Genomic DNA, 23,529 nt, shown 5'->3' on the forward strand with positions numbered 1-23,529 from the left:
CGGATAGATAGGTAACAGAATGGACCGATAGCATGGGTGACAGTTTTCTTGTCCGCCGGAGGACCGGCGATGGTTTGGCGAGAGACTGGCATCATGGACGAGCGGCTACGGTTTGTTGTGGACTGCCTTTCGGGTGAGGAGACGATGAGCGCGCTCTGTGCGGCCTACGGCATCTCGCGCAAGAGCGGCTACAAATGGCTTGGGCGCTATCGGGAGTTTGGCGGGGATGGTTTGCATGACCTGCCGCGAGCGCCGCTCAATCACGGCCGGGCGACGCCTTGGGATGTGGTGGAGCGGATCGTGGCTATGAAGGAGGCCCACCCGCTGTGGGGACCCAAGAAGATCATGGCCAGGCTCAAGCGAGCGGAGCCCTGCTGCGGCTGGCCTGCGGTCTCGACGGCCGGTGAGATTCTGAAGCGACATGGACTTGTGGGGCGTAAGCGCAGGCGCTGGAAGGCGGCAGGCAATGGTCCATGGCCGGAAGCTTCAGAGCCGAACGCGGTATGGACTGGGGATCACAAGGGCTGGTTCCGAACCCGTGATGGGTGGCGTTGCGAACCCTTGACGGTGATGGATGCATCGAGCCGCTACCTTCTGGCGCTGGAAGCAACGGGTTCCACGGCCGAAGCCGAGGCCTGGCCGGTGTTCGAGCGGCTGTTTGAAGAGCATGGGCTGCCGGATCGCTTCAGAAGCGACAATGGTCCACCCTTCGCCTCGCCCGGCGTCACCGGCCTGACGCCGCTTGCGGCGCGCTTCGTCAAACTCGGGATCGCCCTTGAGCGCATCCAGCCGGGCAAGCCGCAGCAGAACGGGCGCCATGAGCGCTTCCACCTGACCATGCTGCCGATGGCCAAGGCACCGGAGGCCGACAGGGCGGCTCAAGCTCAGGCGTTCGAGGCCTTCCGGTGCAGCTACAATGAGGAACGCCCGCACGAGGCACTTGGCATGGGCACCCCGGCACAGCATTACCGTCCCTCGACACGCCCCATGCCCAGGACGACACCCGAGCCGGACTATCCGGCCGAGGCGGCGATGCGCAGTGTACGCCAGAACGGCGCCATCAAATGGCAGGGCGCCGAGATCTACGTCTCGGCCACGCTGGCGGGCGAGCCTATTGCCATCGAAGAAACTGAGAACGGCGAATGGGCCATGCGCTTCTATGCCCATCCGCTCGGCTTCATCGACCAGAAGCACATGAAACTGGTTCGCCGAAGCGCCGCGCCAACCCAACAGCTTGGCGCTGCGGCGAACCCTCCATAAGGGCGAAAACTGTTACCTATGTATCCGGTTCAAACTGTTACCCATCTATCGGCTGGACACCGGCAGCCGGATGAGGGGCGGCGCCAGCCTTGGAGGCGAGGCGAGAGATTCAGCGGCGACACAACGCACACTCAACTAAGTCTTAAGGTGGTGGCCAAACACTTAGGTCAGCGCTGCCCCTCATCGCCCTGCCGGGCACTTCTCCCCGTATAGTGACGGGGAGAAGAAGGCTAGTCGCGCGAAATGATCTCCTGGCCGTCGATGACCAGCCTGAGACCGAGGTTGCCGGCCCTGCGACGGGCGAGGAAACGCGGGCGGCGCGTGTTCGAAATGCGGCCCTTGCGGCGATCCTGCGGCGGCAGCGTCTTGATGGCGGCGCCGAGCGATTCTTCCAAGGTGCGGGCGACGCCGTCCGATTCGATCAAGAGCATCGGCAGGCGGTAGGCATCGGCCCAGGCGCGCCAGTCGGCGGCGACATCTTCGAGATCGTCGGCCACCAAAAGCGGCACCGACAGCATCGGATCATTGTGCAGGAGTTCCAGGGTCACCGTGACATTGCCGTCCGGATCCTCCATCGCGCGCGCGGCAACGCCGCGGAACGCATTGGCTGGCAGAGCGATGATCGCCGGCACGCCGCTCATCTCGAGCAGGCGACGGATCACGGCGCCGCGGTGATCGATGGTGAACGTCACGTCGCCATAGTCGTCGCGCGTGGCGTAGCTCACCACCTGCGGCAGGCGGAATGGGTCGAGGCGCATGTTGCGTCCCGCCCAGACTGGCTTCAGTCCAGTGTTCATAGAGTGCCTTCCTGTCTGTCTCCTGAGAGCCGGTGTCCGGTTCTCTCCGGGCCAGTTTTCCCGGCCTCGTTATGGGGAAACAGTAGCGCGGGCTCCTTACCGCCGCGCTTAAGAAAGTCGGTTAAATTTTGCTGATCTCAGGGATGGTTATCGGAATGCCACCGACCACAAGATGTTGAAAGGATCAGATAACCTTACCGGGATTCATGATGCCGGCCGGATCGAAGGCGGTTTTCACCCTACGCATCAGATCGATAGCCATCGGCGGCGCCGTCGCGATCAGTTCGTCGCGCTTCAACTGGCCGATGCCGTGCTCGGCCGAGATCGATCCATGCAAGGACCGCACGACATCGTGCACGGCCTTGTTCATGGGGTGGTAGAGGGCGAGAAACGCGTCGTCGTCGCCATCCACGGGCCGCGAGATGTTATAGTGAAGGTTGCCGTCGCCCATATGGCCGAAGCAGACCACGCGGGCGCCGGCACTGACCGAGGCCACCGCGCCGGCGGCCTCTTCGATAAAACGCGGGATCGATGCGATCGGCACCGAGATGTCGTGCTTGATCGAAGCCCCCTCCGGCTTCTGGCATTCTGGTAACGTCTCGCGGAAATTCCAGAAGGCGTCGCCTTGGGCAAGGCTTGCCGCGACAACCGCATCGCCAACGATGCCTTGCTCGAGACCATCCGCCAGCACCTCCTCGATCAGCGCCCGGCCGTCGGCTTCCGAGCGGCCGGAGGAAACCTGCATCAAGACATACCAGGGCCAGTCATCGGCCAGCGGCCGCACGACACCTTGACCATGCGTGAGCGTGAAATCGTAAGGTCTCCTGCTGATCAGTTCGAATGCCGTGAGTGAAGCGCCGGCGCGATCGGTCGCCAGGCTGAACAGCGATAGTGCCGCCTCGGGCGACGACAGGCCGGCGAAAGCGACCTCGCGCCCTTTCGGTTTCGGGAACAGTTTGAGCACGGCTGCGGTGATGATGCCGAGCGTGCCTTCGGCGCCGACGAACAGGTTCTTCAAATCGTAGCCGGTGTTGTCCTTCTTCAGCTTGCGCAGATCGTCGAACACCTCGCCCGTTGGCAGCACCACCTCGACACCGAGGCAGAGTTCGCGGGCATTGCCATAGGCAAGCACGCCGGTGCCGCCGGCATTGGAAGAAAGGTTGCCGCCGATCTGGCAGGAGCCTTGCGCGGCGAGCGACAGCGGAAACAGCCGGTCGGCGGCATCGGCAGCCTCCTGCAGTGTCTGCAGGATGACGCCGGCCTCTGCTGTCACCGTGTTGGACAGGACATCGATCTCGCGGATACGGTTCAGCCGCGACAACGACAGGATGACCTCGCGGCCGGACCTGTCCGGTACCTGGGCGCCGACCAGCCCGGTGTTGCCGCTTTGCGGCACGATGGGCGTTGCTGTCTCGGTCGCCAGCCGCATGATTCGGCTGACTTCGTCGACACTTCCCGGTCGCAGCACCAGCGACGTCGCGCCATGCCAGAGTCCGCGTCGCTCGATAAGGTAAGGCGCGATGTCCTGCTCGTCGCGCAGCGCGTATTTGTCGCCGACGATCGCCGCGAAGCGGCCGATGAGAGCAGGATCAAGTGTCTTTGCAGCTTCGGTCATGAGGGAAAACTACGGTGTGGGCTCAGTGTTGTCACGGGGGGCGGCGGCGCGAGAGAGGCGGTCGTTTATGGCTTCGCCAAGCCCGTCGAAGGGGACCGGCTCGACGGCGATGGTGCGCGCGCCGCTGCGATCCAGATCCTGCATATAGGCGAAAAGATTGCTCGCGGCTTCGCGCAGATCGCCTGATACCGACAAATTGCGAAAGGCAGCCGCATGGTGCCAGCCTTCAGCCCGCTGGCCGCCGAAACCGAGCAACGCTTCGTCTTTGCCAACGGTATCGGCATCGAGCCGCATCGCGGCACCTGGCGCGTAGTGCGAGGCAAGCATGCCCGGCGCCTCGACGCCGGCGACACCGCCGCGCAACAGTTTCACGCCGATGGCTGCTTCTAACTCCTCGGCGGCAATGCCGCCGGGCCGGAGCAGGCGCAGTCGTTCCCCTTCGGCCTTGACGATGGTCGATTCCAGCCCAACCGGTGTAGCGCCGCCATCGACGACCAGCTTGATGCGGGCGCCGAGATCGGCCGCCACCGCTTGTGCCGTCGTCGCGCTGATCCTGCCGGATGAATTGGCGCTGGGTGCGGCAAGCGGCCGGCCGAGTCTTGCAATGAGGTCGCCGCCAAAGCCTCTCGGCATGCGCAAGGCGATCGTGTCAAGCCCGGCCGTGACCAGCGGATGAATGCCGTTGCCGGACCGCTGCGGCAGCACCAGCGTCAGCGGACCCGGCCAGAACGTCTGTGCCAACTTCCTAGACAGCGGATCGAACACAGCAATCCGCTCGGCCATCGCCATGTCGGCGACATGGGCGATCAGCGGGTTGAAGCGCGGCCGTCCCTTGGCCTCGAAAATGCGCGCGACGCCAATGCCGTTGGTGGCGTCGCCGGCAAGCCCGTAGACGGTCTCCGTCGGGATGGCGACGACATCGCCACCCTGAAGCAGAGCCAGCGCCCGCTCCAACGCTTCGCCAACGGCAAGTATCTCAGCCACTCTCATCACCTCGCAGATGGCGGCTGCGTAGTACGATGGCGGCTGTTGGGCAAGCCGGCTGTTCGGCAAGAGATAGCCTTGGCAATTTATCAATCCCTAAAATGCTATGTTTCCGTGAAAGCCGGCATCAATTCCGGTCCGCTACGACAAGGGCTTGGGCAAAAGGGGAGTGGTGATCGTGTCTGTGCGTATCCTGTTGGGGATCACCCTGGCGGCGTTGAGCACCGGAGTTCAGGCCTCGTCGCTGGTCTTTCCCGGCCCGCCTGCCGCGACGCCTTCCATCCTCATGCTGAAGGCCACCGAAATTAAGGCAACCGATGTGGTGTCCGTCGTTGCGCTCGGCGAGCCCGACGTCACTTATGAGAAGGTGGCAGCAATCCCGAACGCACCTGAGGCACGGCACGGTTTCATGCCAGGCCCGATGATCATTCGTGGCGGCGTCGTCGGTGGCGACTTCTCGACACCGACGCAAGGCAAGGCCCCGGCCGCGACCGCCACCACCACCCCTGCTCCGGCCAAGGCGATCGCCTCGGCCGCTCCGGCACCGGGCGCACAGAAGAAGAAGCCAGCCGCACCGGCGGCCGCATCGACGGCGCCCGCTTCCGGCGTCGGCAAGGTCAAGTAGCGGCCCGAGAACTTTGTGGACTGGCCAGGTCGCTGCAGCTTGACGGCGCTCCGGCGCCCTGCGCACCATTGCCGCGTGAGCTCGTGCTGACATATCTGCCGTTCGACGCCGCCGCCTGAATTTGGTCAAGCGACTCTGGCAGAAGGGTTCGTCGTACAAAGGGGGTTGATCATGAGAATATCCAAGACCGTTACCGTGGCCGGGCTTCTGCTGGCGTCGCTGCTGGGCGCCAGTGCAGCGCAAGCCGATGACATGCTGGGATCGTATGTCGCGCGCATTTCCGAGCGCGATCATCAGGCGAGCGACGGCTATGCGCTGGACAGCGCCGCGCAGATGGTGCGGCAGGACCGCGCCAACTGGCACAAATTCCATCGCCGCGACAGAGACGACCAGGGCGATGAGTGGTTCACGAGCAACGACCAGCGCGCCGATCTGCAGCGCATGCTGGAGCGTCCTGGTGCGATGAGTGCCTCGACCAAGCGCGCCATCGTCAATGGCGAGCCGCTGATCCAGGTCGACGTCTACGAAAACAGCGTGCGCGTCAGCATCCTGGAAGACTGACAAGTCAGCTTCCGGGAAGATGGACAAAAAGGGCGGCACTGATGCGCCGCCCTTTTTCTCGACAGAACCGGATTGAAATCTCAGGCCGCTTCTTCCTTGTCGTCGTCTTCTTCTTCTTCGGACTCGCTGTCTTCGGTTTCTTCTTCACCCTCGTCGCCTTCGGCCTTCACCGCGTGATCGGCGTCGTCTTCGTCGGACTCTTCGCCGTCTTCTTCGTCGCCGTCCTCGTCATCAGAGTGATCGGCAGAGTGATCGGCGGCTTCGACCGCGGCAGCCGCGTCGTGATCGGTTTCGGAAGCGGTTTCAATCGCCTCGGCGGCGGCCGAGGTTTCTTCAGTCACTTCGATTTCGTGATCGGAATTCATGGAAGCCTCCGTTGGGTTGGGGAACATGTCCCTTTTGCCACGGAGAGGTCATCGTCATATGACTGTAAGCCGGCTCGGACGGCCGGCTCGAAGATATTTTTGCTGGGCTCTCAGCCAGCGATTTTTGCGAAATCGGCGACCTGACCGGTAGCGGCACGAATGCGAGCGAGCAGCGCCAGACGGTTGGCACGTACGGACAAGTCCTCATCATTCACGAGAACACCCTCAAAGAATGAATCAACGGGTTCGCGCAACACGCTAAGCGCCAGCATGGCGGCGGAAAAGTCTTCGTTTTGAATCGCTTCGCCGGCTTGCTTCTCGGCCTGATTCACCGCCGCAAACAGCGATTTCTCGGTATCCTGCCGGAACAGAGCCGGCTCAACGGTTTCGGCGACCGCCGTTTTCTTCTTCTCCTCGGCGGCCAGGATGTTGGCCGCACGCTTGGTGCCGGCGAGCAGATTTTTGCCGTCCTCGGTGTCGAGGAACGAGCCGAGCGCCTCGACGCGGCGCACGATCTGCAGGAGGTCGTCGGACTGCGGCGTGATGACGGCGTCGATCAGATCGTGGCGTGCGCCCTTGTCGCGGAGATAGACTTTGAGGCGGTCGTGGAAGAATGCAACGAGGTCGGCGATGAATGGCGACAGCGATGCATTGAGTTCCATCAGACGCTGGCCATCGAAGAACTCTCGCTCCTGATCGGCGGAGCCAAAAGTTTCTGAACTTGCGTTGGCCAGCCCGCCTTTCAACAAGTTGGAAATCAGGCCCGCTTCCGACAACAGCTGGCTTGTCCCCTTGTAGTCGCGAATGCGGGAATCGAGCATCGCGACAACGCCACAGCTCTCAGCCCCTTCGCCCTTTTGTTCATATGCAGCGAGAGCCGAAGAGACTGCGGCCGCAATGGCAATGCCCAGCGAAAGCTTGAGTTTGTTTTCCAGAATGATCCTCACTACGCCCAGCGCGGCACGGCGCAGAGCATAGGGATCCTTCGACCCTGTCGGCTTTTCATCGATGGCCCAGAAGCCGACCAGCGTATCCAGTTTGTCGGCGAGCGCGACGGCAACCGACACCGGTTCGCTCGGCACATAGTCCGACGGGCCTTGCGGCTTGTAATGTTCCTCGATGGCTGCGGCCACGGATGGATGTTCGCCTTGCAGCAGTGCATATTTGCGGCCCATGGCGCCCTGCAATTCCGGAAATTCGCCGACCACCTCGGTCTGCAGGTCGGCCTTGGCGAGAACCGCGGCGCGAGTGGCGAGAGCGGCATCGGCGCCGACGATCGGCGCCAATTCCTCCGCCAACCGCTTGATCCGCTCCACCCGCTCGCCCTGTGTGCCGAGCTTGGCATGGAACGTCACATTGAGATGGTCGAGCCGGGCCATGCGCTGGTCGAGCGGCTTTTTCAGATCGAGCCCGAACTTTTCAGCCGATGATTCAAGCGTAGCGAGATCCGGCAGATCGCCTTGGTCGGTCGTCCAGAAATAGAGAGCATCCGAGAGACGCGCGCGCACCACCTTGCCGTTGCCGTGGGCAATCTCCTTGCCGCCATCCGTGGCCTCGATGTTGGCCGTGAGGATGAAGCGGTTGGAAAGCGCTTCGCTTTCACCTTGCGGACGCGTGACAAAGCACTTCTGGTTGGCGCGGATGGTCAGCCGGATCACTTCGGCCGGAATGGCGAGGAACGCCTGCTCGAACTCACCCATCAACACGACCGGCCATTCGACCAGCCCGGACACTTCCTCGAGCAAGCCTTCGTCCTCGACCAGGTCGAGCCCGTTGGCGAAAGCAAGATTGCGGGCGTCGGCGAGGATGATCTCTTTGCGGCGGTCGGCGTCGAGCACCACCTTCGCGGCTTCCAGCTTGCTCACATAATCGTCGAAGCGACGCACGGTGATTTCATCAGGCGAGAGGAAACGGTGGCCGTAGGTGATGTTGCCGGAGCGGATGCCGTCGATCTCGAAATCGACCACGACAGGCTCCTCGGTCTCCGGCCCGAAGGTGCACAGGATGGATTGCAGCGGCCGCACCCAGCGCAGCGAGCCCGGTTTGGCCGAGGCCGGCCCCCAGCGCATCGATTTCGGCCAGGGGAAATTGCGGATGATGCCTGGCACCAATTCGGCGACGATTTCTTCAGCCGCCCTGCCCGGCTTCGAAATGTGGGCGACATAGAAGTCGCCCTTCTTCGGGTCGGAATGGACATGCGCCTCTGCGACCGAAGATAGCCCGGCCTTGCGCAGGAATCCCTGGACCGCCTGCTCGGGCGCCGTCGTCGACGGCCCCTTGATTTCCTCGCTTATATCCTTCGAACGCGCGGTCAGCCCCCTGATATCAAGCGTCAGACGCCGCGGCGTCCAGTACTCGCGCGCCGCCTCATAGGTCAGCCCTGCCTCGACCAGACCGTCGGTCAGCATCTTCCTCAGATCACCCGCCGCCTTGCGCTGCATGCGGGCGGGGATTTCCTCGGAGCGAAGTTCTAGAAGCAGATCGGGCATCGGGGTCAGCTCATGCGGGAGAGTGGTCCGGGCGGGGCATAGCAACTCGGCTGGCCGCTGTCACCCTTTCCAGAAATTTTGACCACCCTGTCGGGACGCGGCGACCCCGCCCGTCCTTGGATCAAAGATTTCCATGAACCGAACGCAGCGCTGAAGCGACCCACGCTCAGGCAGGGAACACTTGGCTGAACGACCATGAAAACGGCATCCAGACTTCTCCAGATCCTCGCACTCAGCGCCTGTTTCACCGCGCAGGTCCACGGCGCCTTCTCGATGCCGGGTGTGCGCCAGGCCCTCCGGACGATGGCCGGGCAGAGCGGCCAGATCCTTTCGCCGGTCAACGCGTCTCTCGAGACGATGAGGTCTGCCTGAAACAACAGAGCTTTGTTCTGACGCAATTCCCAAGGGAAAGCGCTATGCGCTTTTCCCGGGAAAACCGCTTCGCACTTTTCCTGGAATTGCTCTAGGCCGCCAGCCCACCCGCATGCGTCTTCAAAAACGCCTCGCCGCAGGCTTTCGCCAGATTGCGCACTCGCAGGATGTAGCTCTGCCGCTCGGTGACCGAGATCACGCCGCGCGCGTCGAGCAGGTTGAAGACGTGGCTGGCCTTGATGCACTGGTCGTAAGCGGGAAAGACCATCTTGTGCATCGGCAGATTGTCGTTCGACGCCGGCGCACCGGCATCGAGCAGCGCCTTGCACTCGGCCTCGGCGTCTTCGAAATGCCTGAGCAGCATCGCCGTGTTGGCGTATTCGAAATTGTGGCGCGAATATTCCTGCTCGGCCTGCAGGAAGACGTCCCCATAGGTGACCTTTTCGGCACCTTCACGGCCGTTGAAGTTGAGGTCGTAGATGTTGTCGACGCCCTGCACATACATGGCCAGCCGCTCCAGCCCGTAGGTCAGTTCGCCGGCCACCGGCGCGCATTCGATGCCGCAGACCTGCTGGAAATAGGTGAACTGCGACACTTCCATGCCGTCGCACCAGCATTCCCAGCCAAGCCCCCAGGCGCCCAGCGTCGGGCTCTCCCAATCGTCCTCAACAAAGCGGATGTCATGCAGCAGCGGATCGACGCCGATCGCCTGGAGCGAGCCGAGATAGAGTTCCTGCAGGTTCGGCGGGTTCGGCTTCAGGATCACCTGGTACTGGTAATAATGCTGCAGCCGGTTCGGGTTCTCGCCATAGCGGCCATCCTTGGGACGGCGCGACGGCTGGACATAGGCGGCGTTCCAACGCCGCGGCCCGAGCGCGCGCAACGTCGTTGCCGGATGAAACGTGCCGGCGCCGACTTCCATGTCGTAGGGCTGGAGGATGACGCAACCATAGGCCGCCCAGTAATTGTGCAAGGTCAGGATCAGCCCCTGGAACGAGCGGCTGGGATGCATATGGGCGGGAAGTTCAATCGTCACGGTGGCCTCGACAGCAAAGGCTAGAGCCTGTCCCTTGAGCATGATCTTTTCCGAAAACCGGTATCCACTTTTCGGGATCATGCTCTTAGCGGCACGTCCTAGAGACACGGCGGCGAAGCGTCAAGCAAGGCGCACAGGGTCGCCACGCGATCGTGCTGAACAATGTCGAGTACTTTGCAACTGGGTGGCCCATTGCCGGGAATTGGCGCCTGCGGTCTGTTCGATCCCCACAACAACGACGACAGGTTCAGCCATGCCCAGCTCCGTTATCGTCCGCCCGGTCACGCGACAGGATTTCGACCTATGGCTGCCGCTGTGGGATGGCTACAACGCATTTTATGGCCGCTCCGGCGAGACGGCGCTGGCAAGAGAAATCACCGCGATGACGTGGTCGCGCTTCTTCGATGCCTATGAGCCGGTCCATGCCCTGGTTGCCGAAAGCGACAGACAGCTTCTCGGCCTCGTGCACTATCTCTTCCACCGCAGCACGACGGCGATCGCGCCAAACTGTTATCTGCAGGACCTTTTCACTACGCAGGCGTCGCGCGGAAAGGGGATCGGCCGTGCGTTGATCGAAGGCGTCTATCAGCGCGCCCAGGCCGCCGGCTCGGGCCGGGTTTACTGGCTGACGCACGAAACCAATCAAACCGCGATGAAGCTCTATGACAAGGTCGGCGAACGCTCCGGGTTTGTCGTCTATCGCAAACTATTTTGAGGACAGCGCGCCCTCCAAACGAAGACGGGGCTCCGAAAGAGCCCCGTTCGCATTGCAAAAAAAAGCCGATTTCACCCTTTCGGGGCGGGCACCGGCTCGGGCTTGACCTTGGGGGTCTCCTGCGCGGTGTTCGATTCGATCGGCGGCAGGCCCTTCATCAGCTTCTGCTGCAAGGTGGCCAGCACATCGGGATCCGGCTTCAGGTCGCGGGCCTGGTTCCACTGGAAGGTGGCTTCAAGCTTGCGGCCGACGCGCCAGTAGGCGTCGCCGAGATGGTCGTTGAGAACCGGATCTTCCGGCTTTAGCGAGACGGCGCGCTCCATTTCGCGCACCGCGTCATCGAACCTGCCGAGGCGGAAATAGGCCCAGCCCAGCGAATCGACGATGTAACCGTCGCTCGGCCTGAGATCGACGGCCTTCTGGATCATCGCCAGGCCTTCCTTGAGGTTGGTGTTCATATCGACCCAGGAATAGCCGAGATAGTTCAGCACTTGCGGCTGGTCGGGCTGCAGCTCCAGCGCCCTGCGGAAATTCGGCTCGGCTTTCGGCCATTCCTTCAGCCGCTCATAGGCGATGCCGCGCTGATAGAAGATGTTCCAGTTGGCCGCGGTCGGCGCTTTCAGCACCTCGACGGCCTTGTCGTAGAGATTGGCGGCCGAGCGGAAATCGTCCTTCGAGGAATAGACCCCGCCGAGCGCCAGATAGGCGCGCATGTCGTCGGGATGGGCCTCGACGAAGGCCTTCAGATGGGTGATCGCCTCGTCATGGCGATCGAGATCGGCCAGGTTGAGGCCAAGCTGCAGGTCCGAAAGCTCCTTGAGCGGTGAAGAGTCGGGGATGCGCCGATAGAGCGCGATGGCGCCCTCGCCGTCCTTCAACTGTTCGGCGACGGCGGCGAGCTGCACGAGAGCCGCGTCGCTGTCGGGCCGCAGGGCAAGCGCATATTGCAGGTAAAGGCGAACGAACGGCTCGCCGCCGCCACGGTTGAGCGCGGTGGCGAGATCGAGCAGGATTTCGGAAGCACCGTCGGACGGGCCGGAAACGAAGGGCGCGATCTTGTCGCCCTTGGCGATCCGGTCGCGCAAGGCGACGATTTCCAGCTTGCCCGGCGAAAACGCCTCGGCCTGGTCGAGCACCGAGATCGCCTTGGCCTTGTCGCCCTTGCGGGCCAGGAACGAGGCATAGGCCTGCGCGTTGCGCATCCAGGTCTCAGGCGCCGCACCGCCGGCCGTGGTATCCTGCATCGTTGCGGCGTAGATCGCCTCGGCCTTTTCAGGCATGTTGGAGGCATCGGCGATCAGGGCACGGTGGAAGGATTTGAACAGGCCGAACCAGTCCGGCCCCTGCAGCTTGTCGATCGAAGCCATCGCATCGCTGGCCTGGCCGGCACCCTGTTCGGCCCAGCCGGACATGACGCCGGAGATCAGCCGGTCGAGGTCGGATTCCAGCGACAGTTTGAGCCAGTATTGCGCCTTGGTGAAATCCTTCTTGTGGAAGGAATCGACCGCCAGCGCCAGGCGCGAAAAGCGCTCGACATCGGGCACTTCCTTGAGCTTGTCGGCATAGACTAGGGATTCATCGAAGCGGCCTTGCGCTATCAGCGACAACATCAGGCTCTGCTGCAGCCCGGTGTCGCTCGGATCGAAGGCCAGCGCCTGCTTGTAGTAGGCGATGGCGCTGTCGAGGTCGTTGTCGCCTTCGGCAATCCGGGCAGCCAGATAGGCGCCCGAGAACGACGAGATCTTGACCGGTTCGGTGGATTGCTTGGCATAGGCCGGAAAAGCCGAAATCGCCATGCCCGTCACAATTGCCAGCCTTGTCAGCCAGCGCGCACGTCCTTGCTGCATCGTATTCCTTTCAGCCAGGCGCCATCTCCGCATCAGCGGGATCGACGTAGACTCGATCTTTCCGGGCAAAGCATGGCCTTTTTGGGGTCGCGCTTCAATCCGCCTGAAATTCACAATCGGGTCAGCCGATTAACAAACCATGGCTGGAGGGGATTTTCGACCGAGGAAAAGCCGGCGTCAAGGTCAACCCGGCACGACGGATCGCTGCACCTTGGTGTCGGGAAAGCCGCCGGCCGCTATCACGCTGCACAGCTCGTTCCATTCGCAGCCGTCGCAAGCCTTGCGTACGCCACCGACGGAAAACGCCTGTCGCATCCGCGCCAGGATTGCCCCATCAAGGTGGAGGCGGACGCCGGCCTGGATTGGCCGGGCCAGCAGATCCCCGACATCGAGCGCGGCAAGCCTGTCCCGTTCGATGACGCTCTCGCCCAGACAATGCGGTTCCAGCTCATCGAGCAAGGGCGCGCAGATGTCGTCAGGGCCGGAAACGAGGAGGATGTCCTCGCCCCGGCTCAGGCGCTCCGCGATCCCGTCGTAATTGGCGGTAAAAGCAGGGCTGTATCCCTTGCCCACATAGGTGAGCAGGCAAAGGAGGTGATGGGCCCGCAGCCTGATCGTCACGGATTGGCCGGCTTCGCCCTGCTGCCGCGAAGCGCCATCAGAGTCGCCGCACCGAGCGCCGACTTCAGCAAACCGCCGACGATGAACGGCAGGAAGCCGAAGGTGATGGCCTTCTCAGCGCCGATCATGACGGCGAGCCATGCCGTTCCAAGCACCAGACAGGCAAGATTGCCGAGCAGCATGGCGGCGAAGGCAAGCACAACCCTGTTGCCGTTCCAGCCGCGTTCGGACAGCCAGCCGACCAGCGCGCCGGTGACCGGGAAAGCAAAGAGATAGCCGCCCGTCGGTCCGACGAAATGTGCCACGCCGGCAGCGCCTCCGGCCAGAACCGGAAAGCCGACCGCGCCCTCGACCAGCCAGGCGGCGATGGTGATAGCGCCAAGCCGCCAGCCATAAAGCGCGCCAATCAGCGTCACGGCGAAGGTCTGCATAGTCACGGGGACAGGCACCATCGGCACTTCGATGTAGGATGACAGCGCCAGGAACAGCGTGCCAAGCGCGACGGCTCCAACCTGCCAGGCGAGCGAGCGATCCTGGAGCCTGAGCGGGCTGAAGGACGGCTTGTGGGACGAGAATGCGATGTCTGTCATGAGGATTCCTTCGACCGATTTGAAATTATAGATAATTTCTGTTTTCGATCTATTATCGAATCCATATTTTTGCTGATATAGCAAGTCTTCGCTTGCAAGGATCTCCCTAACCCACGATCGCGAAGGCTTCGCGGGTCGCGCCGGAGGCCGTCTTGACCGGCTTGCGGCCGATCCACTGGACATGCCGTCCCAGCGTCGCGGCGGCCGATTCGGTGTTTCCTTGCCGCAACGCGGTCAAGATCGCGCGATGGTCCTGGTCGGTGCGCGTCTCCCACTCCGAGCGCCATGCCGCGAACAGAAAGCGGGCGCTGGCGGCATGCAGATCATCGATGGTGGCGAGCAGGCGCGGCATGGCGCATGGCGCCAGGATCAGCCGATGAAAGACGCGGTTGGCTTCCTCCCATGACCGGACGTCGCGGGATTTGTCGCCAGCCTTGGTCGCTTCCTCGGCGAGATCGAGAATGGCTGACGTCAGATGCGGCGCGGCATGGCGCAGCGCCAGCACTTCGAGGGCGGCCCGCATTTCGGCGACCTCCTTGACCTCGCCGAGATCGAAAGCCGCGACACGCACGCCGCGGCGCGGCTCGCTGACGGCCAGGCCCTGCGCCTCGAGGCGGCGGAAGGCCTCGCGCACCGGAACATGGCTGGTGTGGAACTCCTCGGCGACATGATCCTGGCGCAGCCGCGCCCCAGGCTCTATCGCGCCGGAGATGATGCGGTCCGCCAGCGCCTTGCTGATGCGCACCGCGATGGTGTCGTCCGTGCCTTTCGCCATGTTTTATAGATAATTTGCAGCAGGGCAGCTTGTCGAGACGAGAAGGTGGGATTCGCAAAAAGAACTCCCGCCAGCACGAGCCTGAGGGAGTTGCGCGAACAGGCCGGCCTTTCTCAGTTCACCCGGCTGATGCAGAAATCGATGACGTCGATCAGCGCCGATTTCTGCGGCGTCTCTTCCAGAGGCGCCAGAGCGTCGCGGGCGATCTCGCCGAAATGGCGGGCGCGGCCGATCGTGTCGGCGATGGCACCGTGGCGGGTCATCAGGCCGATCGCCTTTTCCAGACCGGCGTCATCGACGACATTGTCCTCGATGGCGCGCTTCCAGAAGGTGCGCTCGGCCTTGGTGCCGCGCCGGTACGCGAGAATGACCGGCAAGGTCACCTTGCCCTCGCGGAAATCGTCGCCGACATTCTTGCCGAGATCCTTGCTGGTGCCGCCATAATCCAGCGCATCGTCGATGAGCTGAAAAGCAAGGCCGAGATTCATGCCGTAGGAGCGCAGCGCCGCGCGGTCATTGCGCGTCGCCTGGGCAATGACGGGGCCGACTTCAGCGGCGGCCGAAAACAGCGCTGCGGTCTTGGCCTTGATGACGGCGAAATGCTCGTCCTCGGTGGTTTCGAGGTTCTTGGCGGCGGCAAGCTGCATGACCTCGCCCTCGGCGATGATCGACGCGGCGCTGGACAGAATGTCGAGCGCTTCGAGCGAGCCGACATCGACCATCATGCGGAAGGCCTGGCCGAGCAGGAAGTCGCCGACCAGCACGCTCGCCTGGTTGCCCCAGATCATGCGGGCGGTCTTCTTGCCGCGGCGCATGCCGCTTTCGTCGACGACATCATCGTGGAGAAGCGTCGCCGTATGCATGAACTCGACCGAAGTGGCGAGCTTGACATGGCCCTCGCCGGAATAGCCGAACATCTGCGCGGCGGCGAGCGTCAGCATCGGCCTGAGCCGCTTGCCGCCGGACGATATCAGATGGTTGGCGACCTCGGGAATCATCTCGACGTCGGAGCCAGCCTTGGACAGGATCAACTCATTGACTCGGCCCATATCGGCGGCCGTCAGATCGATGAGGTCCTTGATGGAGGCGGGTTCCCGCTTCCCGTTTTCGATGTTGAGAACGACACCCACGACAATCACTCCCGTCTTGGTATAACGCGTGCGACGGCACCCTTAGTCCCGATACGGACTCTAGGGCGGCGGACACGGCCACGGCAAGTGGCGAATTGGCGCGGCGTTGGTGACAGCCTGTTAACCGAGCCGGAGGGAGCGAGGCTCTGCCCCGGAATCCCCGCCCGTTTACATCAATAGCGCAAACTGCGAGTTTCACACGATGATAGAACTTGTCCGCACCAACGATGCCGTGATCATCTCCTTTGTCGAATCGCTGATGCGCGACGCTGGCATCGCCTGCTTTGTCGCCGATCAGAATATGAGCATTCTCGAAGGGTCGATCGGTCTTTTGCAGAAGCGCGTCATGGTCGACGCTGACCAGGCCGATGCCGCGCGGCGTATCCTGACGGACGCCGGCATCGCCAACGAAATCCGCACAAAATAATGTCGGCCGCGCCAGCCGCCCTCGCCCCAGACACACCGGCCCATACGGTCGATGCCTTCCATCGCGGCCGGTTCTGGCTCGTGCAGCCCAAGCATGGCGGCCATCGCGCCGGCATGGATGCGATGATGCTGGCGGCGGCCGTGCCTTCCGGCTTTGGCGGGCGCCTCGCCGATTTTGGCGCCGGAGCCGGCGCTGCCGGCCTGGCGGTGTTGTCGCGCTGTCCGGCTGCCCAGGCCGTGCTTGTCGAACGTGCGCCGGAAATGGCGGCCTTCGCATCGGCTACCCTTGCCCATCCCGGCAATGCCCATCTCAGCGATCGCGCCTCGGTGCTCGTCGCCGATGTCGCTGTGTCGGGCCAAGCCCGGGCCGCGGCCGGTCTCGCCGACAATGATTTCGACTACGTCATCATGAACCCGCCTTTCAACGCCGCCCGGGACCGCGCCACGCCGGAGCGCCTGAGAAAGGAAGCCCATGTCATGGAGGACGGGCTGTTCGAAAGCTGGATCCGCAGTGCGGCGGCGGTGGTCAGGCCGCGCGGCGGGCTTGCAGTCATCGCGCGACCCGAACAGCTCGGCGCCATCCTCGACGCGATATCAGGCCGTTTCGGAGATGCCGAGATGCTCGCCGTCCACCCTCGCCCCGACGCAGCGGCGATCCGCATCATCATGCGGGCGGCGCTCGGCGCACGCGGAAAGCTTGCCATCCGTCCGCCTTTGATGCTTCACGCGCAGTCGGGCAACGGCCCTGATGAATGCAGCGAAATGATCACCAACGGGCACGCCTCGCTGTTTCGAGATTGAGCTATTCCTGGCCGCCGCATTGCCGTTGGCCGGGAAATCCCTACATGCCTGCAACCCATCGACCGGAGACCGCGCCCTCGTGAAACGCCTTTTCAACCGACTGCTGCCGAAATCCTGGCGCTCCACCGTCGTCACCGTTCCGGTCATCCGGCTGCACGGCACGATCATGTCGGGCGGCCAGTTCCGGCAGAATCTGTCGCTGGCCTCCACCGCCGGCCTCATCGAGAAGGCGTTTTCGTTCGACGCGCCGGCCGTTGCCGTCTCGATCAATTCGCCTGGCGGCTCGCCGGTGCAGTCGCGACTGATTTTCAAGCGCATCCGCGACCTGGCGAACGAAAAGAACAAGAAGGTGCTGGTCTTCGTCGAGGATGTCGCAGCCTCGGGCGGATACATGATCGCGGTCGCCGGCGACGAGATTTTCGCCGATCCGTCCTCGATCGTCGGTTCGATCGGCGTGGTTTCGGCTTCGTTCGGTTTCCCGGAACTGATGAAGAAGATCGGGGTCGAGCGCCGTGTCCACACCGCCGGCCAGAACAAGGCTGTGCTCGATCCGTTCAAGCCCGAGAAGAAGGAAGACGTCGAGCGGCTGAAGGCTTTGCAACTCGAGGTGCACGAGACCTTCATCGATCTCGTCAAGGAGCGGCGCGGCACCAAGCTGAAGGACGATCCGGACCTGTTCACCGGCCTGTTCTGGACGGGCAAAAGGGGTCTGGAGCTCGGCCTCGTCGATGCGCTCGGCGACATGCGCACGGTGCTGAAGACCCGGTTCGGGCCGAAAACCCAGCTGAGATTGGTCTCGGCCCCACGCGGTTTCCTCAGCCGCTTCGGCCTGTTCGGGTCGAGCAAGGGATTTTCAGCGCCGGATATCGCGGCGGCGGCCGCCAGCGGCGTCATCGATGCGGCGGAAGAGCGCGCATTGTGGGCTCGCTTCGGGCTTTGAAAAACCGGCAAAACCGTCTAGCATGAGAGCTTAGTCGTCCCGACCGGCCGCCTTCGCCGGCCCAGCGTGGGAGGAGTTTTGGCATGCCGCAGATCATTTTCTTCACCGTCGTTGGCGTCGCCGCCTATTTCGGCTACCGCACCTTCGTGCGCGAAGCCGAGCGTGTGACGGCCAAGGTGCGGCGCACCGAAAAGCAGGCGGCCAACGGCGCGATGGGAACGCTGGTCAAGGATCCGAAGACCGGCGAATACCGGCTGGCCAAGGACTGAGCATCATTTCGCTTACATCAGTTGCGGCGGACACCGACACCGGTGCGCGGACTTGGCACGCGCATGCCAAGATCAATCTGGCGCTGCATGTCACCGGCCTGCGCCCTGACGGCTATCACCTGATCGAAAGCCTGGCGGTGTTCACGCGTTTTGGCGACCGGGTCGAGATCGCGCTCGCCGACAGCGATGAGTTTACCGTGTCCGGTCGCTATGCGCCGGCGGTTCCGCTCGACGGCACCAATCTGGTGTTGAAGGCCCGCGATGCCTTGCGAAGGGCGGCCGGCCTCGAACGAACCTCGCCCGTGTCCATAAAACTCCAAAAGAACCTGCCGGTGGCCTCCGGCGTCGGCGGCGGGTCGACCGACGCTGCCGCCGTGCTGCGCGGACTGGCGCAGACCTGGGGCCTGGACATGGACGACGCCGGGCTGGCGCGGATCGGCCTCTCGCTTGGCGCCGACGTGCCGATGTGCCTGGCGGCAAAGCCGCTGGTGGCGCGTGGCATTGGTGACGAGCTGTCGATGGTGCCGGACTTTTCGGCGCTTGGACTGGTGCTGGTCAACCCCGGCACGCCGGTCTCGACGGCGGATGTCTTTGCGGCACTTTCCCGCCGCGACAACGAACCCCTGCCGCCGCTGCCGCGCCGCATCGATTTTCACAGCCTGCGCAACTGGCTGGAGATCACCCGCAATGATCTCGAACCGGCAGCCCTTGCGATGCAGCCGGCCATAGGCCGGGCGTTGTCGTGGCTCAACAAGGCCGGCTCGGGATTTTCACGCATGTCCGGATCGGGCGCGACCTGCTTCGGCCTGTTCGAGACCGGCAATGTCGCCAAGCGCGCGGCAGCCGAGATCCGCAGTCGCCAGCCCGACTGGTTCGTCGCGGCGACGCGCAGCATCGCCTCGGAGGGAGCTGATGGCCAGAATTGACGAGAGCCGTTCGTTCATTCCCGTGCGCATCGCGGTGCTGACCGTTTCGGACACGCGCAGCCTTGCCGATGACAAATCCGGCCAGACGCTGGCCGACCGCATCACCGAGGCCGGCCACATCCTGGCCGCCCGCGATATCGTCACCGATGACCGCGACAAAATCCGCGACAGCGTGCTGGCCTGGTCGCGGGACAAAGATATCGATGTTGTCATCACCACCGGCGGCACCGGCTTCACCGGACGTGACGTGACACCGGAGGCGCTGGAGCCAATCTTCGAAAAGCGCATGGACGGCTTTTCGGAAGTCTTCCACCGCATTTCCTACGACAAGATCGGCACCTCGACGATCCAGAGCCGGGCGACCGGCGGCGTCGTCAACGCCACCTTCGTCTTCGTGCTGCCGGGCTCGCCCGGCGCGTGCAAGGACGCCTGGGACGGCATCCTCAAGGCGCAGCTCGATTACCGCCACATGCCCTGCAACTTCGTCGAGATCATGCCGCGCCTGGACGAGCATCTGCGGCGGGGCAAATAGCCGTCAGCGGATGACCGGCTCGCCATGAAAGCGCCGGCGCGAGGGGCGCGAAACACCGAAGCCGACTTCCATCATCAGCCGCGGCGTGCGCGCCGGCACCGTGCCCATGTGGAAACCGAAGGGGTCCTCGACGAAGCCGAGGCCGGCTTCGCCGGTCAGCGTCACCGGGCTCTGCTCGCCATAGACGTCCAGCACCTCCTGGGCGGAATGGCCGACCAACAGGGTCAGCTGATGCTTTATGGCGCGCCTGTTATGGCTACCCCTGACATAGACATGCGGACCGGTGTCGGTGTCGACAGGCTTGAGGTAGAAGAAGAACTTCAGCATGCGCCAGTCGTCGAGGTCGAAATGATATTTGCCGAGCGAGGCAAGGTTCTTGTCGGCGTCCGAGGCCTCGCCGGTTGGAAAGCTCCACCAGACGCGTGTGGTAATCAGTTTCGCCTGGCCACCAAGGTAGTGCGCCGCAACGTCGAGAAGCAGCGGATCGCGCTGTATGGCGAGTGCGGCCGGACAGTCGAGGATGCGCTCGAAATAGTGCCCGCTGAGCAGCGAACGGCCCAGGCGTTTCTCAGCCTGCGCATGCTCGCCCGGCATGAACTCGAGACGGCGGTCGAAATTGCCGAAGCAAGGCCTACGCCTCGCGAAATCCGCAATCTCCTCATGGATCTCCGCCGGCAGGACCAAGCCTGAAAACAGGCCGTCGGAACGCAGCGCATCGACCACCGCTGCCCGCTCGACACCGGCAAACACCGTATCGCCCGCATTGTCGGCGGGACGGGCGCGTTTTGCACCCAGCCAGTGCATCCGGCGCCCCGGCATGGTGCGCGCCAGCATGAACATCGGCAGCCAGGCAGGGTTTTCGCGAAGGTCCGTGAGATAGGTCGGAATGCGCACGGCGATGCGCCGCAGCAGGCTGCCATTGCGCGCAATGGCCTCGAGACTGGCAGCACCGGATTTGTCAGGGGTTGAAAGATTCATCGGCACCTCGTCCATGAGGGTGACACCCGATGCCGCATCGGTGTTCACCACTCGCATGACCCAAACCCAATTCACCCGCTTCGAAGGAAGGCTAGCCCCACGTCAGGTTTTGTGCAACGCACAATGAACAGAGCAGGCGCAAAAAATCACTTTGGCGAGCGGTGCTGCTGCTTCGGCGGCGCCACCCAGATCTCGGCGTCGAGCCTCTTTGTCGCCAGGCCACGCGCCAGCGCCTCGGCGCTGCCGGCACTCTTCGATAAGGACGCGGCCTGCCGCTTGCTGATCACCAGTCCATCGGCGAGCGCCCGATTTCCCGAAAAGACCCCCGCCAGGAACGGCGTGCGGCTACCCCGCGCTCTAGAGAACCGCGCCGCCATTGTTTGCCTTCCGGTGTGGACGACGACCGCTTCGATCCAGCCTTCCACCAGCCGTGCGCCCGGTTCCAACAGCAACAGCCAGTCACCCTTGGCCTGCCGTATCCCGGCAGCGATACCGCCGCTCGCCACATAATGGCAGCCGGCATGCTCGGCGACATGATGTGTCTGGTCGGTGGAGCCGGTGTCGCAGACGACGACCTCGCGCACCACCCCCTCGACCGCGCCGCCAATCAGCGAGGCGAGCGTGCGGGCGAGAGCCTCCTCGTCATTGCGCGTTTCGATGAGAACACTGAGCATATTTAGCCGAATAGCGGAAAGCCGCCCAAAGCGCCAGTTTTTGCGGCGCAGCATAAAAAGTTCTTGCTTTGTTCTCTTTGGGGAAATAGGAATAATTTCATGAACAGAGCGATTCGAAACAACATGGACAGTCCCTGGGAGCGGGCCAAGATGGAACCGATCGTGCATGCCGACATTGCAGCATTCGGGGCAGGACGCGCCGAGATGGCCAATGCGATGATCGAGCAGAGTGGCATGCGCATCCGTCCCGACCGCAATCGCGGCCGGTCGGCGGGCATCAATCCGTCCGGCCGCTTCGAACCGGTCAGCCGGCATGTCTTCGACGATGGCTGGAGTTCGCTGGAGGAACTGCCGCCATTCAAGACCGAGGTGCAGGTGGAAAAGCCGCGCACCATCATCACTCGCAACGAATCGCCCGACATCTCCTTCGACCGGTCGATCAACCCGTATCGCGGCTGCGAACATGGCTGCGTCTATTGCTTCGCGCGGCCGACGCACGCCTTCATGGGCCTGTCGCCGGGCCTGGATTTCGAATCCAAGCTGTTCGCCAAGCCGGATGCGGCGCGGCTGCTCGACAAGGAATTGTCGAAGGACGGCTACCAGCCGCGCACCATCGCCATCGGCACCAACACCGATCCCTACCAGCCGATCGAGAAGCAGTACCGGATCATGCGAGAGATTCTCGAAGTGCTGGAAGCGCGCGGCCATCCTGTCGGCATCGTCACCAAATCCGCCCTGGTGACGCGCGACATCGACATATTGTCGCGCATGGCCGAGCGTGGGCTGGCAAAGGTGGCGCTGTCGGTGACGACGATGGACCGCATGCTGGCGCGCACCATGGAGCCCCGTGCGTCGACACCGACCAAGCGGCTGGAGGCGATCCGGCAACTCTCGGATGCCGGCATCCCGGCTTCGGTCATGGTGGCGCCGATCATACCCGGCCTCACCGACCAGGAGATGGAACGTATCCTCGATTCGGCGCACACGGCCGGCGCACGAGAGGCGGGTTATGTCGTGCTGCGCCTACCGCTGGAAGTCAGCCCTATCTTCAAGGACTGGCTGCTGCGCCACTATCCCGACCGCTATCGCCACGTCATGTCGCTGATCCGCTCGATGCGCGACGGCAAGGATTACGATTCGGAATGGGGCAAGCGTATGAAGGGCGCCGGACCCTACGCCTGGCAGATCGGCCGGCGCTTCGAGATCACCGCCAAGCGGCTCGGCCTCAATGCCGAACGGCGCACGCTGCGCACCGACCAGTTCGTCGCCGCTGGAAAAGACCAGGAACAGCTGATGCTGCTCTGAAAATGCAATTTGCCGTGGCGTTTTGACCTGCCACGGCAAGAAAATCCCGTCCGGCCTGCCCCGGCCTGCAGACGGTGCCCTCCCGGTCCGGCGCCCCACCGGCCCGGAGGGACTTGCGGAGAATCGGAGCCGATGCGAACCTCGCCGCAAGATGGCTCGCGCGCGTTCCGATTCTCCGCTTCTCTTCGAAATCGTCGAGAAACCCGATTTCTCCTTCGAGACGAAGGCGATGGCCGACGGCCTGTGGCCGGTCGCAGGCATGGACGAGGCCGGCCGCGGTCCTCTGGCCGGGCCGGTGGTCGCAGCCGCCGTGGTACTCGATCCCGCCAACATTCCCGAAGGCCTCGACGATTCCAAACGGCTCAGCCATTTGCAGCGCGAAGCGCTGTTCCTGCGCATTCTTGGCTCGGCGCAGGCGGTTTCCATGGCTTCGATCAGCGCCGAGGGTATCGACGGCAGCAACATCCTCAAGGCGAGCCTCGAGGCGATGCGGCGCGCTTTGGTCGGGCTGTCGGTTCGGCCGAAGCTCGCGCTTGCCGACGGCCGCGACGTGCCACCGGGGCTGCCATGCGACGGCCGCGCACTGATCAAGGGCGACCAGCGCTCGCAGTCGATCGCCGCCGCCTCGATCGTCGCCAAGGTGATGCGCGACCGCATGATGTGCGGCTGCGGCAACCATCACGGCCGCTACGGCTTCGAGGTCCATATGGGCTATGCGACGGTCCGGCATCGCACGGCGATCGAGGCGCATGGCCCGGTTGCGCGGCTGCACCGCGTGTCGTTCGCGCCATTCAGGCTTGGCGGGGCTGAGGTGGCTGAAGAAGAGAGCTTGGCCGGACTGGACTGAACTGGCGAAAGCGGCGGAGCGACATCTCCCCCCTTGAGGGGGAGATGGC

Annotated in this window: 26 protein-coding genes; 13 read left to right on the forward strand and 13 right to left on the reverse strand. The window is 63.5% G+C overall.

Annotated elements, in window-relative coordinates; translation table 11 throughout:
* Positions 1–69: 69 nt before the first annotated feature.
* A complete protein-coding gene (locus HGP13_RS27790; RefSeq protein WP_172231478.1) occupies positions 70–1,260 on the forward strand; it encodes an integrase core domain-containing protein in 1,191 nt (396 codons plus the stop codon).
* A gap of 230 nt (positions 1,261–1,490) precedes the next feature.
* Here HGP13_RS27790 and HGP13_RS27795 read toward each other — a convergent pair whose 3' ends face one another.
* From HGP13_RS27795 to HGP13_RS27805, 3 genes are all read right to left on the reverse strand, one after another.
* Complete coding sequence (locus HGP13_RS27795) at positions 1,491–2,057, reverse strand: DUF6101 family protein (protein ID WP_172231481.1); 567 nt, start codon at positions 2,055–2,057, stop codon at positions 1,491–1,493.
* A 184-nt stretch (positions 2,058–2,241) separates the two neighbouring features.
* Positions 2,242–3,672 carry an FAD-binding oxidoreductase gene (locus tag HGP13_RS27800; RefSeq protein ID WP_172231484.1) on the reverse strand — a complete coding sequence of 477 codons (1,431 nt, stop codon included), beginning with the start codon at positions 3,670–3,672 and terminating at the stop codon, positions 2,242–2,244.
* A gap of 9 nt (positions 3,673–3,681) precedes the next feature.
* Positions 3,682–4,656 carry an L-threonylcarbamoyladenylate synthase gene (locus HGP13_RS27805; RefSeq protein WP_172231487.1) on the reverse strand — a complete coding sequence of 325 codons (975 nt, stop codon included), beginning with the start codon at positions 4,654–4,656 and terminating at the stop codon, positions 3,682–3,684.
* Between the two features lie 178 nt (positions 4,657–4,834).
* On the opposite strand from HGP13_RS27805, the gene HGP13_RS27810 reads away from it, so the two are divergent.
* Together HGP13_RS27810 and HGP13_RS27815 are read left to right on the forward strand one after the other, a co-directional pair.
* On the forward strand, positions 4,835–5,281 hold the full coding sequence (locus HGP13_RS27810) for a hypothetical protein (RefSeq protein WP_172231490.1): 447 nt from the start codon (positions 4,835–4,837) through the stop codon (positions 5,279–5,281).
* A gap of 171 nt (positions 5,282–5,452) precedes the next feature.
* Complete coding sequence (locus tag HGP13_RS27815) at positions 5,453–5,842, forward strand: hypothetical protein (protein WP_172231493.1); 390 nt, start codon at positions 5,453–5,455, stop codon at positions 5,840–5,842.
* 80 nt (positions 5,843–5,922) lie between these two features.
* On the opposite strand, the gene HGP13_RS27820 is transcribed toward HGP13_RS27815, so the two are convergent.
* Positions 5,923–6,207, reverse strand: coding sequence for an ATPase (locus tag HGP13_RS27820; protein ID WP_172231496.1), 285 nt, complete (start codon positions 6,205–6,207; stop codon positions 5,923–5,925).
* A 110-nt stretch (positions 6,208–6,317) separates the two neighbouring features.
* The gene (gene glyS, locus HGP13_RS27825; protein WP_172231499.1) at positions 6,318–8,696 is read right to left on the reverse strand and encodes a glycine--tRNA ligase subunit beta; all 2,379 of its coding nucleotides are present in this window, start codon (positions 8,694–8,696) and stop codon (positions 6,318–6,320) included.
* 195 nt (positions 8,697–8,891) lie between these two features.
* Here glyS and HGP13_RS27830 point away from each other — a divergent pair, with 195 nt between their 5' ends.
* Positions 8,892–9,068, forward strand: a complete 177-nt coding sequence (locus tag HGP13_RS27830; protein WP_172231502.1) for a hypothetical protein — start codon at positions 8,892–8,894, stop codon at positions 9,066–9,068.
* A gap of 91 nt (positions 9,069–9,159) precedes the next feature.
* Here HGP13_RS27830 and HGP13_RS27835 read toward each other — a convergent pair whose 3' ends face one another.
* Positions 9,160–10,146, reverse strand: coding sequence for a glycine--tRNA ligase subunit alpha (locus HGP13_RS27835; RefSeq protein ID WP_172231505.1), 987 nt, complete (start codon positions 10,144–10,146; stop codon positions 9,160–9,162).
* A 211-nt stretch (positions 10,147–10,357) separates the two neighbouring features.
* Here HGP13_RS27835 and HGP13_RS27840 point away from each other — a divergent pair, with 211 nt between their 5' ends.
* A complete protein-coding gene (locus HGP13_RS27840; RefSeq protein WP_172231508.1) occupies positions 10,358–10,819 on the forward strand; it encodes a GNAT family N-acetyltransferase in 462 nt (153 codons plus the stop codon).
* Positions 10,820–10,890: 71 nt separating this feature from the next.
* Here HGP13_RS27840 and HGP13_RS27845 read toward each other — a convergent pair whose 3' ends face one another.
* From HGP13_RS27845 to HGP13_RS27865, 5 genes are all read right to left on the reverse strand, one after another.
* Complete coding sequence (locus HGP13_RS27845; RefSeq protein ID WP_172231511.1) at positions 10,891–12,666, reverse strand: tetratricopeptide repeat protein; 1,776 nt, start codon at positions 12,664–12,666, stop codon at positions 10,891–10,893.
* A gap of 183 nt (positions 12,667–12,849) precedes the next feature.
* Positions 12,850–13,287, reverse strand: coding sequence for a DUF1284 domain-containing protein (locus tag HGP13_RS27850; protein WP_172231514.1), 438 nt, complete (start codon positions 13,285–13,287; stop codon positions 12,850–12,852).
* Positions 13,284–13,877, reverse strand: a complete 594-nt coding sequence (locus tag HGP13_RS27855; protein WP_172231518.1) for a biotin transporter BioY — start codon at positions 13,875–13,877, stop codon at positions 13,284–13,286. Before HGP13_RS27855 ends, HGP13_RS27850 begins: the two co-directional genes overlap by 4 nt.
* A gap of 106 nt (positions 13,878–13,983) precedes the next feature.
* Positions 13,984–14,652: a GntR family transcriptional regulator gene (locus tag HGP13_RS27860; RefSeq protein ID WP_172231521.1), complete on the reverse strand. Its 669-nt coding sequence runs from the start codon at positions 14,650–14,652 to the stop codon at positions 13,984–13,986.
* A gap of 113 nt (positions 14,653–14,765) precedes the next feature.
* Positions 14,766–15,782 carry a polyprenyl synthetase family protein gene (locus HGP13_RS27865; protein WP_172231524.1) on the reverse strand — a complete coding sequence of 339 codons (1,017 nt, stop codon included), beginning with the start codon at positions 15,780–15,782 and terminating at the stop codon, positions 14,766–14,768.
* 202 nt (positions 15,783–15,984) lie between these two features.
* Between HGP13_RS27865 and HGP13_RS27870 the strand changes: the two genes are divergently transcribed.
* The 6 genes from HGP13_RS27870 to moaB all read left to right on the forward strand — a co-directional run bounded on the left by HGP13_RS27870 (position 15,985) and on the right by moaB (position 19,676).
* Positions 15,985–16,209, forward strand: coding sequence for a DUF2007 domain-containing protein (locus HGP13_RS27870; RefSeq protein WP_096455869.1), 225 nt, complete (start codon positions 15,985–15,987; stop codon positions 16,207–16,209).
* A complete protein-coding gene (locus tag HGP13_RS27875) occupies positions 16,209–17,009 on the forward strand; it encodes a tRNA1(Val) (adenine(37)-N6)-methyltransferase (RefSeq protein ID WP_172231527.1) in 801 nt (266 codons plus the stop codon). Before HGP13_RS27870 ends, HGP13_RS27875 begins: the two co-directional genes overlap by 1 nt.
* Positions 17,010–17,088: 79 nt before the next feature.
* Positions 17,089–17,949 carry a S49 family peptidase gene (locus tag HGP13_RS27880; protein ID WP_172231530.1) on the forward strand — a complete coding sequence of 287 codons (861 nt, stop codon included), beginning with the start codon at positions 17,089–17,091 and terminating at the stop codon, positions 17,947–17,949.
* 83 nt (positions 17,950–18,032) lie between these two features.
* Complete coding sequence (locus HGP13_RS27885; protein ID WP_013896713.1) at positions 18,033–18,218, forward strand: membrane protein; 186 nt, start codon at positions 18,033–18,035, stop codon at positions 18,216–18,218.
* A gap of 5 nt (positions 18,219–18,223) precedes the next feature.
* Positions 18,224–19,144, forward strand: a complete 921-nt coding sequence (locus tag HGP13_RS27890; RefSeq protein WP_172234873.1) for a 4-(cytidine 5'-diphospho)-2-C-methyl-D-erythritol kinase — start codon at positions 18,224–18,226, stop codon at positions 19,142–19,144.
* Positions 19,131–19,676 carry a molybdenum cofactor biosynthesis protein B gene (moaB, locus tag HGP13_RS27895; protein WP_172231533.1) on the forward strand — a complete coding sequence of 182 codons (546 nt, stop codon included), beginning with the start codon at positions 19,131–19,133 and terminating at the stop codon, positions 19,674–19,676. Before HGP13_RS27890 ends, moaB begins: the two co-directional genes overlap by 14 nt.
* Before the next feature lie 3 nt (positions 19,677–19,679).
* On the opposite strand, the gene HGP13_RS27900 is transcribed toward moaB, so the two are convergent.
* Both HGP13_RS27900 and HGP13_RS27905 read right to left on the reverse strand, forming a co-directional pair.
* Positions 19,680–20,654 (reverse strand): hypothetical protein, encoded by a 975-nt coding sequence (locus HGP13_RS27900; RefSeq protein ID WP_172234874.1) that lies wholly within the window; start codon positions 20,652–20,654, stop codon positions 19,680–19,682.
* Positions 20,655–20,800: 146 nt separating this feature from the next.
* The gene (locus HGP13_RS27905) at positions 20,801–21,328 is read right to left on the reverse strand and encodes a glycosyltransferase (protein WP_172231536.1); all 528 of its coding nucleotides are present in this window, start codon (positions 21,326–21,328) and stop codon (positions 20,801–20,803) included.
* A gap of 150 nt (positions 21,329–21,478) precedes the next feature.
* Here HGP13_RS27905 and HGP13_RS27910 point away from each other — a divergent pair, with 150 nt between their 5' ends.
* Together HGP13_RS27910 and HGP13_RS27915 are read left to right on the forward strand one after the other, a co-directional pair.
* Positions 21,479–22,633 carry a PA0069 family radical SAM protein gene (locus tag HGP13_RS27910; protein ID WP_172234875.1) on the forward strand — a complete coding sequence of 385 codons (1,155 nt, stop codon included), beginning with the start codon at positions 21,479–21,481 and terminating at the stop codon, positions 22,631–22,633.
* A gap of 151 nt (positions 22,634–22,784) precedes the next feature.
* Complete coding sequence (locus tag HGP13_RS27915) at positions 22,785–23,480, forward strand: ribonuclease HII (RefSeq protein ID WP_172231539.1); 696 nt, start codon at positions 22,785–22,787, stop codon at positions 23,478–23,480.
* The last annotated feature ends 49 nt before the right edge of the window (positions 23,481–23,529 follow it).

The organism is Mesorhizobium sp. NZP2077 (assembly GCF_013170805.1).
GTDB lineage: Bacteria > Pseudomonadota > Alphaproteobacteria > Rhizobiales > Rhizobiaceae > Mesorhizobium.

Bases quoted from the DNA above. Each gene is read 5' to 3' on its own strand.
- HGP13_RS27900 (WP_172234874.1), bottom strand. From the start codon at position 20,654: ATGAATCTTTCAACCCCTGACAAATCCGGTGCTGCCAGTCTCGAGGCC.
- HGP13_RS27905 (WP_172231536.1), bottom strand. From the start codon at position 21,328: ATGCTCAGTGTTCTCATCGAAACGCGCAATGACGAGGAGGCTCTCGCC.
- HGP13_RS27870 (WP_096455869.1), top strand. From the start codon at position 15,985: ATGATAGAACTTGTCCGCACCAACGATGCCGTGATCATCTCCTTTGTC.
- HGP13_RS27840 (WP_172231508.1), top strand. From the start codon at position 10,358: ATGCCCAGCTCCGTTATCGTCCGCCCGGTCACGCGACAGGATTTCGAC.
- moaB (WP_172231533.1), top strand. From the start codon at position 19,131: ATGGCCAGAATTGACGAGAGCCGTTCGTTCATTCCCGTGCGCATCGCG.
- HGP13_RS27845 (WP_172231511.1), bottom strand. From the start codon at position 12,666: ATGCAGCAAGGACGTGCGCGCTGGCTGACAAGGCTGGCAATTGTGACG.
- HGP13_RS27915 (WP_172231539.1), top strand. From the start codon at position 22,785: ATGGCTCGCGCGCGTTCCGATTCTCCGCTTCTCTTCGAAATCGTCGAG.
- glyS (WP_172231499.1), bottom strand. From the start codon at position 8,696: ATGCCCGATCTGCTTCTAGAACTTCGCTCCGAGGAAATCCCCGCCCGC.
- HGP13_RS27860 (WP_172231521.1), bottom strand. From the start codon at position 14,652: ATGGCGAAAGGCACGGACGACACCATCGCGGTGCGCATCAGCAAGGCG.
- HGP13_RS27820 (WP_172231496.1), bottom strand. From the start codon at position 6,207: ATGAATTCCGATCACGAAATCGAAGTGACTGAAGAAACCTCGGCCGCC.
- HGP13_RS27910 (WP_172234875.1), top strand. From the start codon at position 21,479: ATGGAACCGATCGTGCATGCCGACATTGCAGCATTCGGGGCAGGACGC.
- HGP13_RS27885 (WP_013896713.1), top strand. From the start codon at position 18,033: ATGCCGCAGATCATTTTCTTCACCGTCGTTGGCGTCGCCGCCTATTTC.
- HGP13_RS27875 (WP_172231527.1), top strand. From the start codon at position 16,209: ATGTCGGCCGCGCCAGCCGCCCTCGCCCCAGACACACCGGCCCATACG.
- HGP13_RS27790 (WP_172231478.1), top strand. From the start codon at position 70: ATGGTTTGGCGAGAGACTGGCATCATGGACGAGCGGCTACGGTTTGTT.
- HGP13_RS27830 (WP_172231502.1), top strand. From the start codon at position 8,892: ATGAAAACGGCATCCAGACTTCTCCAGATCCTCGCACTCAGCGCCTGT.
- HGP13_RS27855 (WP_172231518.1), bottom strand. From the start codon at position 13,877: ATGACAGACATCGCATTCTCGTCCCACAAGCCGTCCTTCAGCCCGCTC.
- HGP13_RS27815 (WP_172231493.1), top strand. From the start codon at position 5,453: ATGAGAATATCCAAGACCGTTACCGTGGCCGGGCTTCTGCTGGCGTCG.
- HGP13_RS27795 (WP_172231481.1), bottom strand. From the start codon at position 2,057: ATGAACACTGGACTGAAGCCAGTCTGGGCGGGACGCAACATGCGCCTC.
- HGP13_RS27835 (WP_172231505.1), bottom strand. From the start codon at position 10,146: ATGCTCAAGGGACAGGCTCTAGCCTTTGCTGTCGAGGCCACCGTGACG.
- HGP13_RS27800 (WP_172231484.1), bottom strand. From the start codon at position 3,672: ATGACCGAAGCTGCAAAGACACTTGATCCTGCTCTCATCGGCCGCTTC.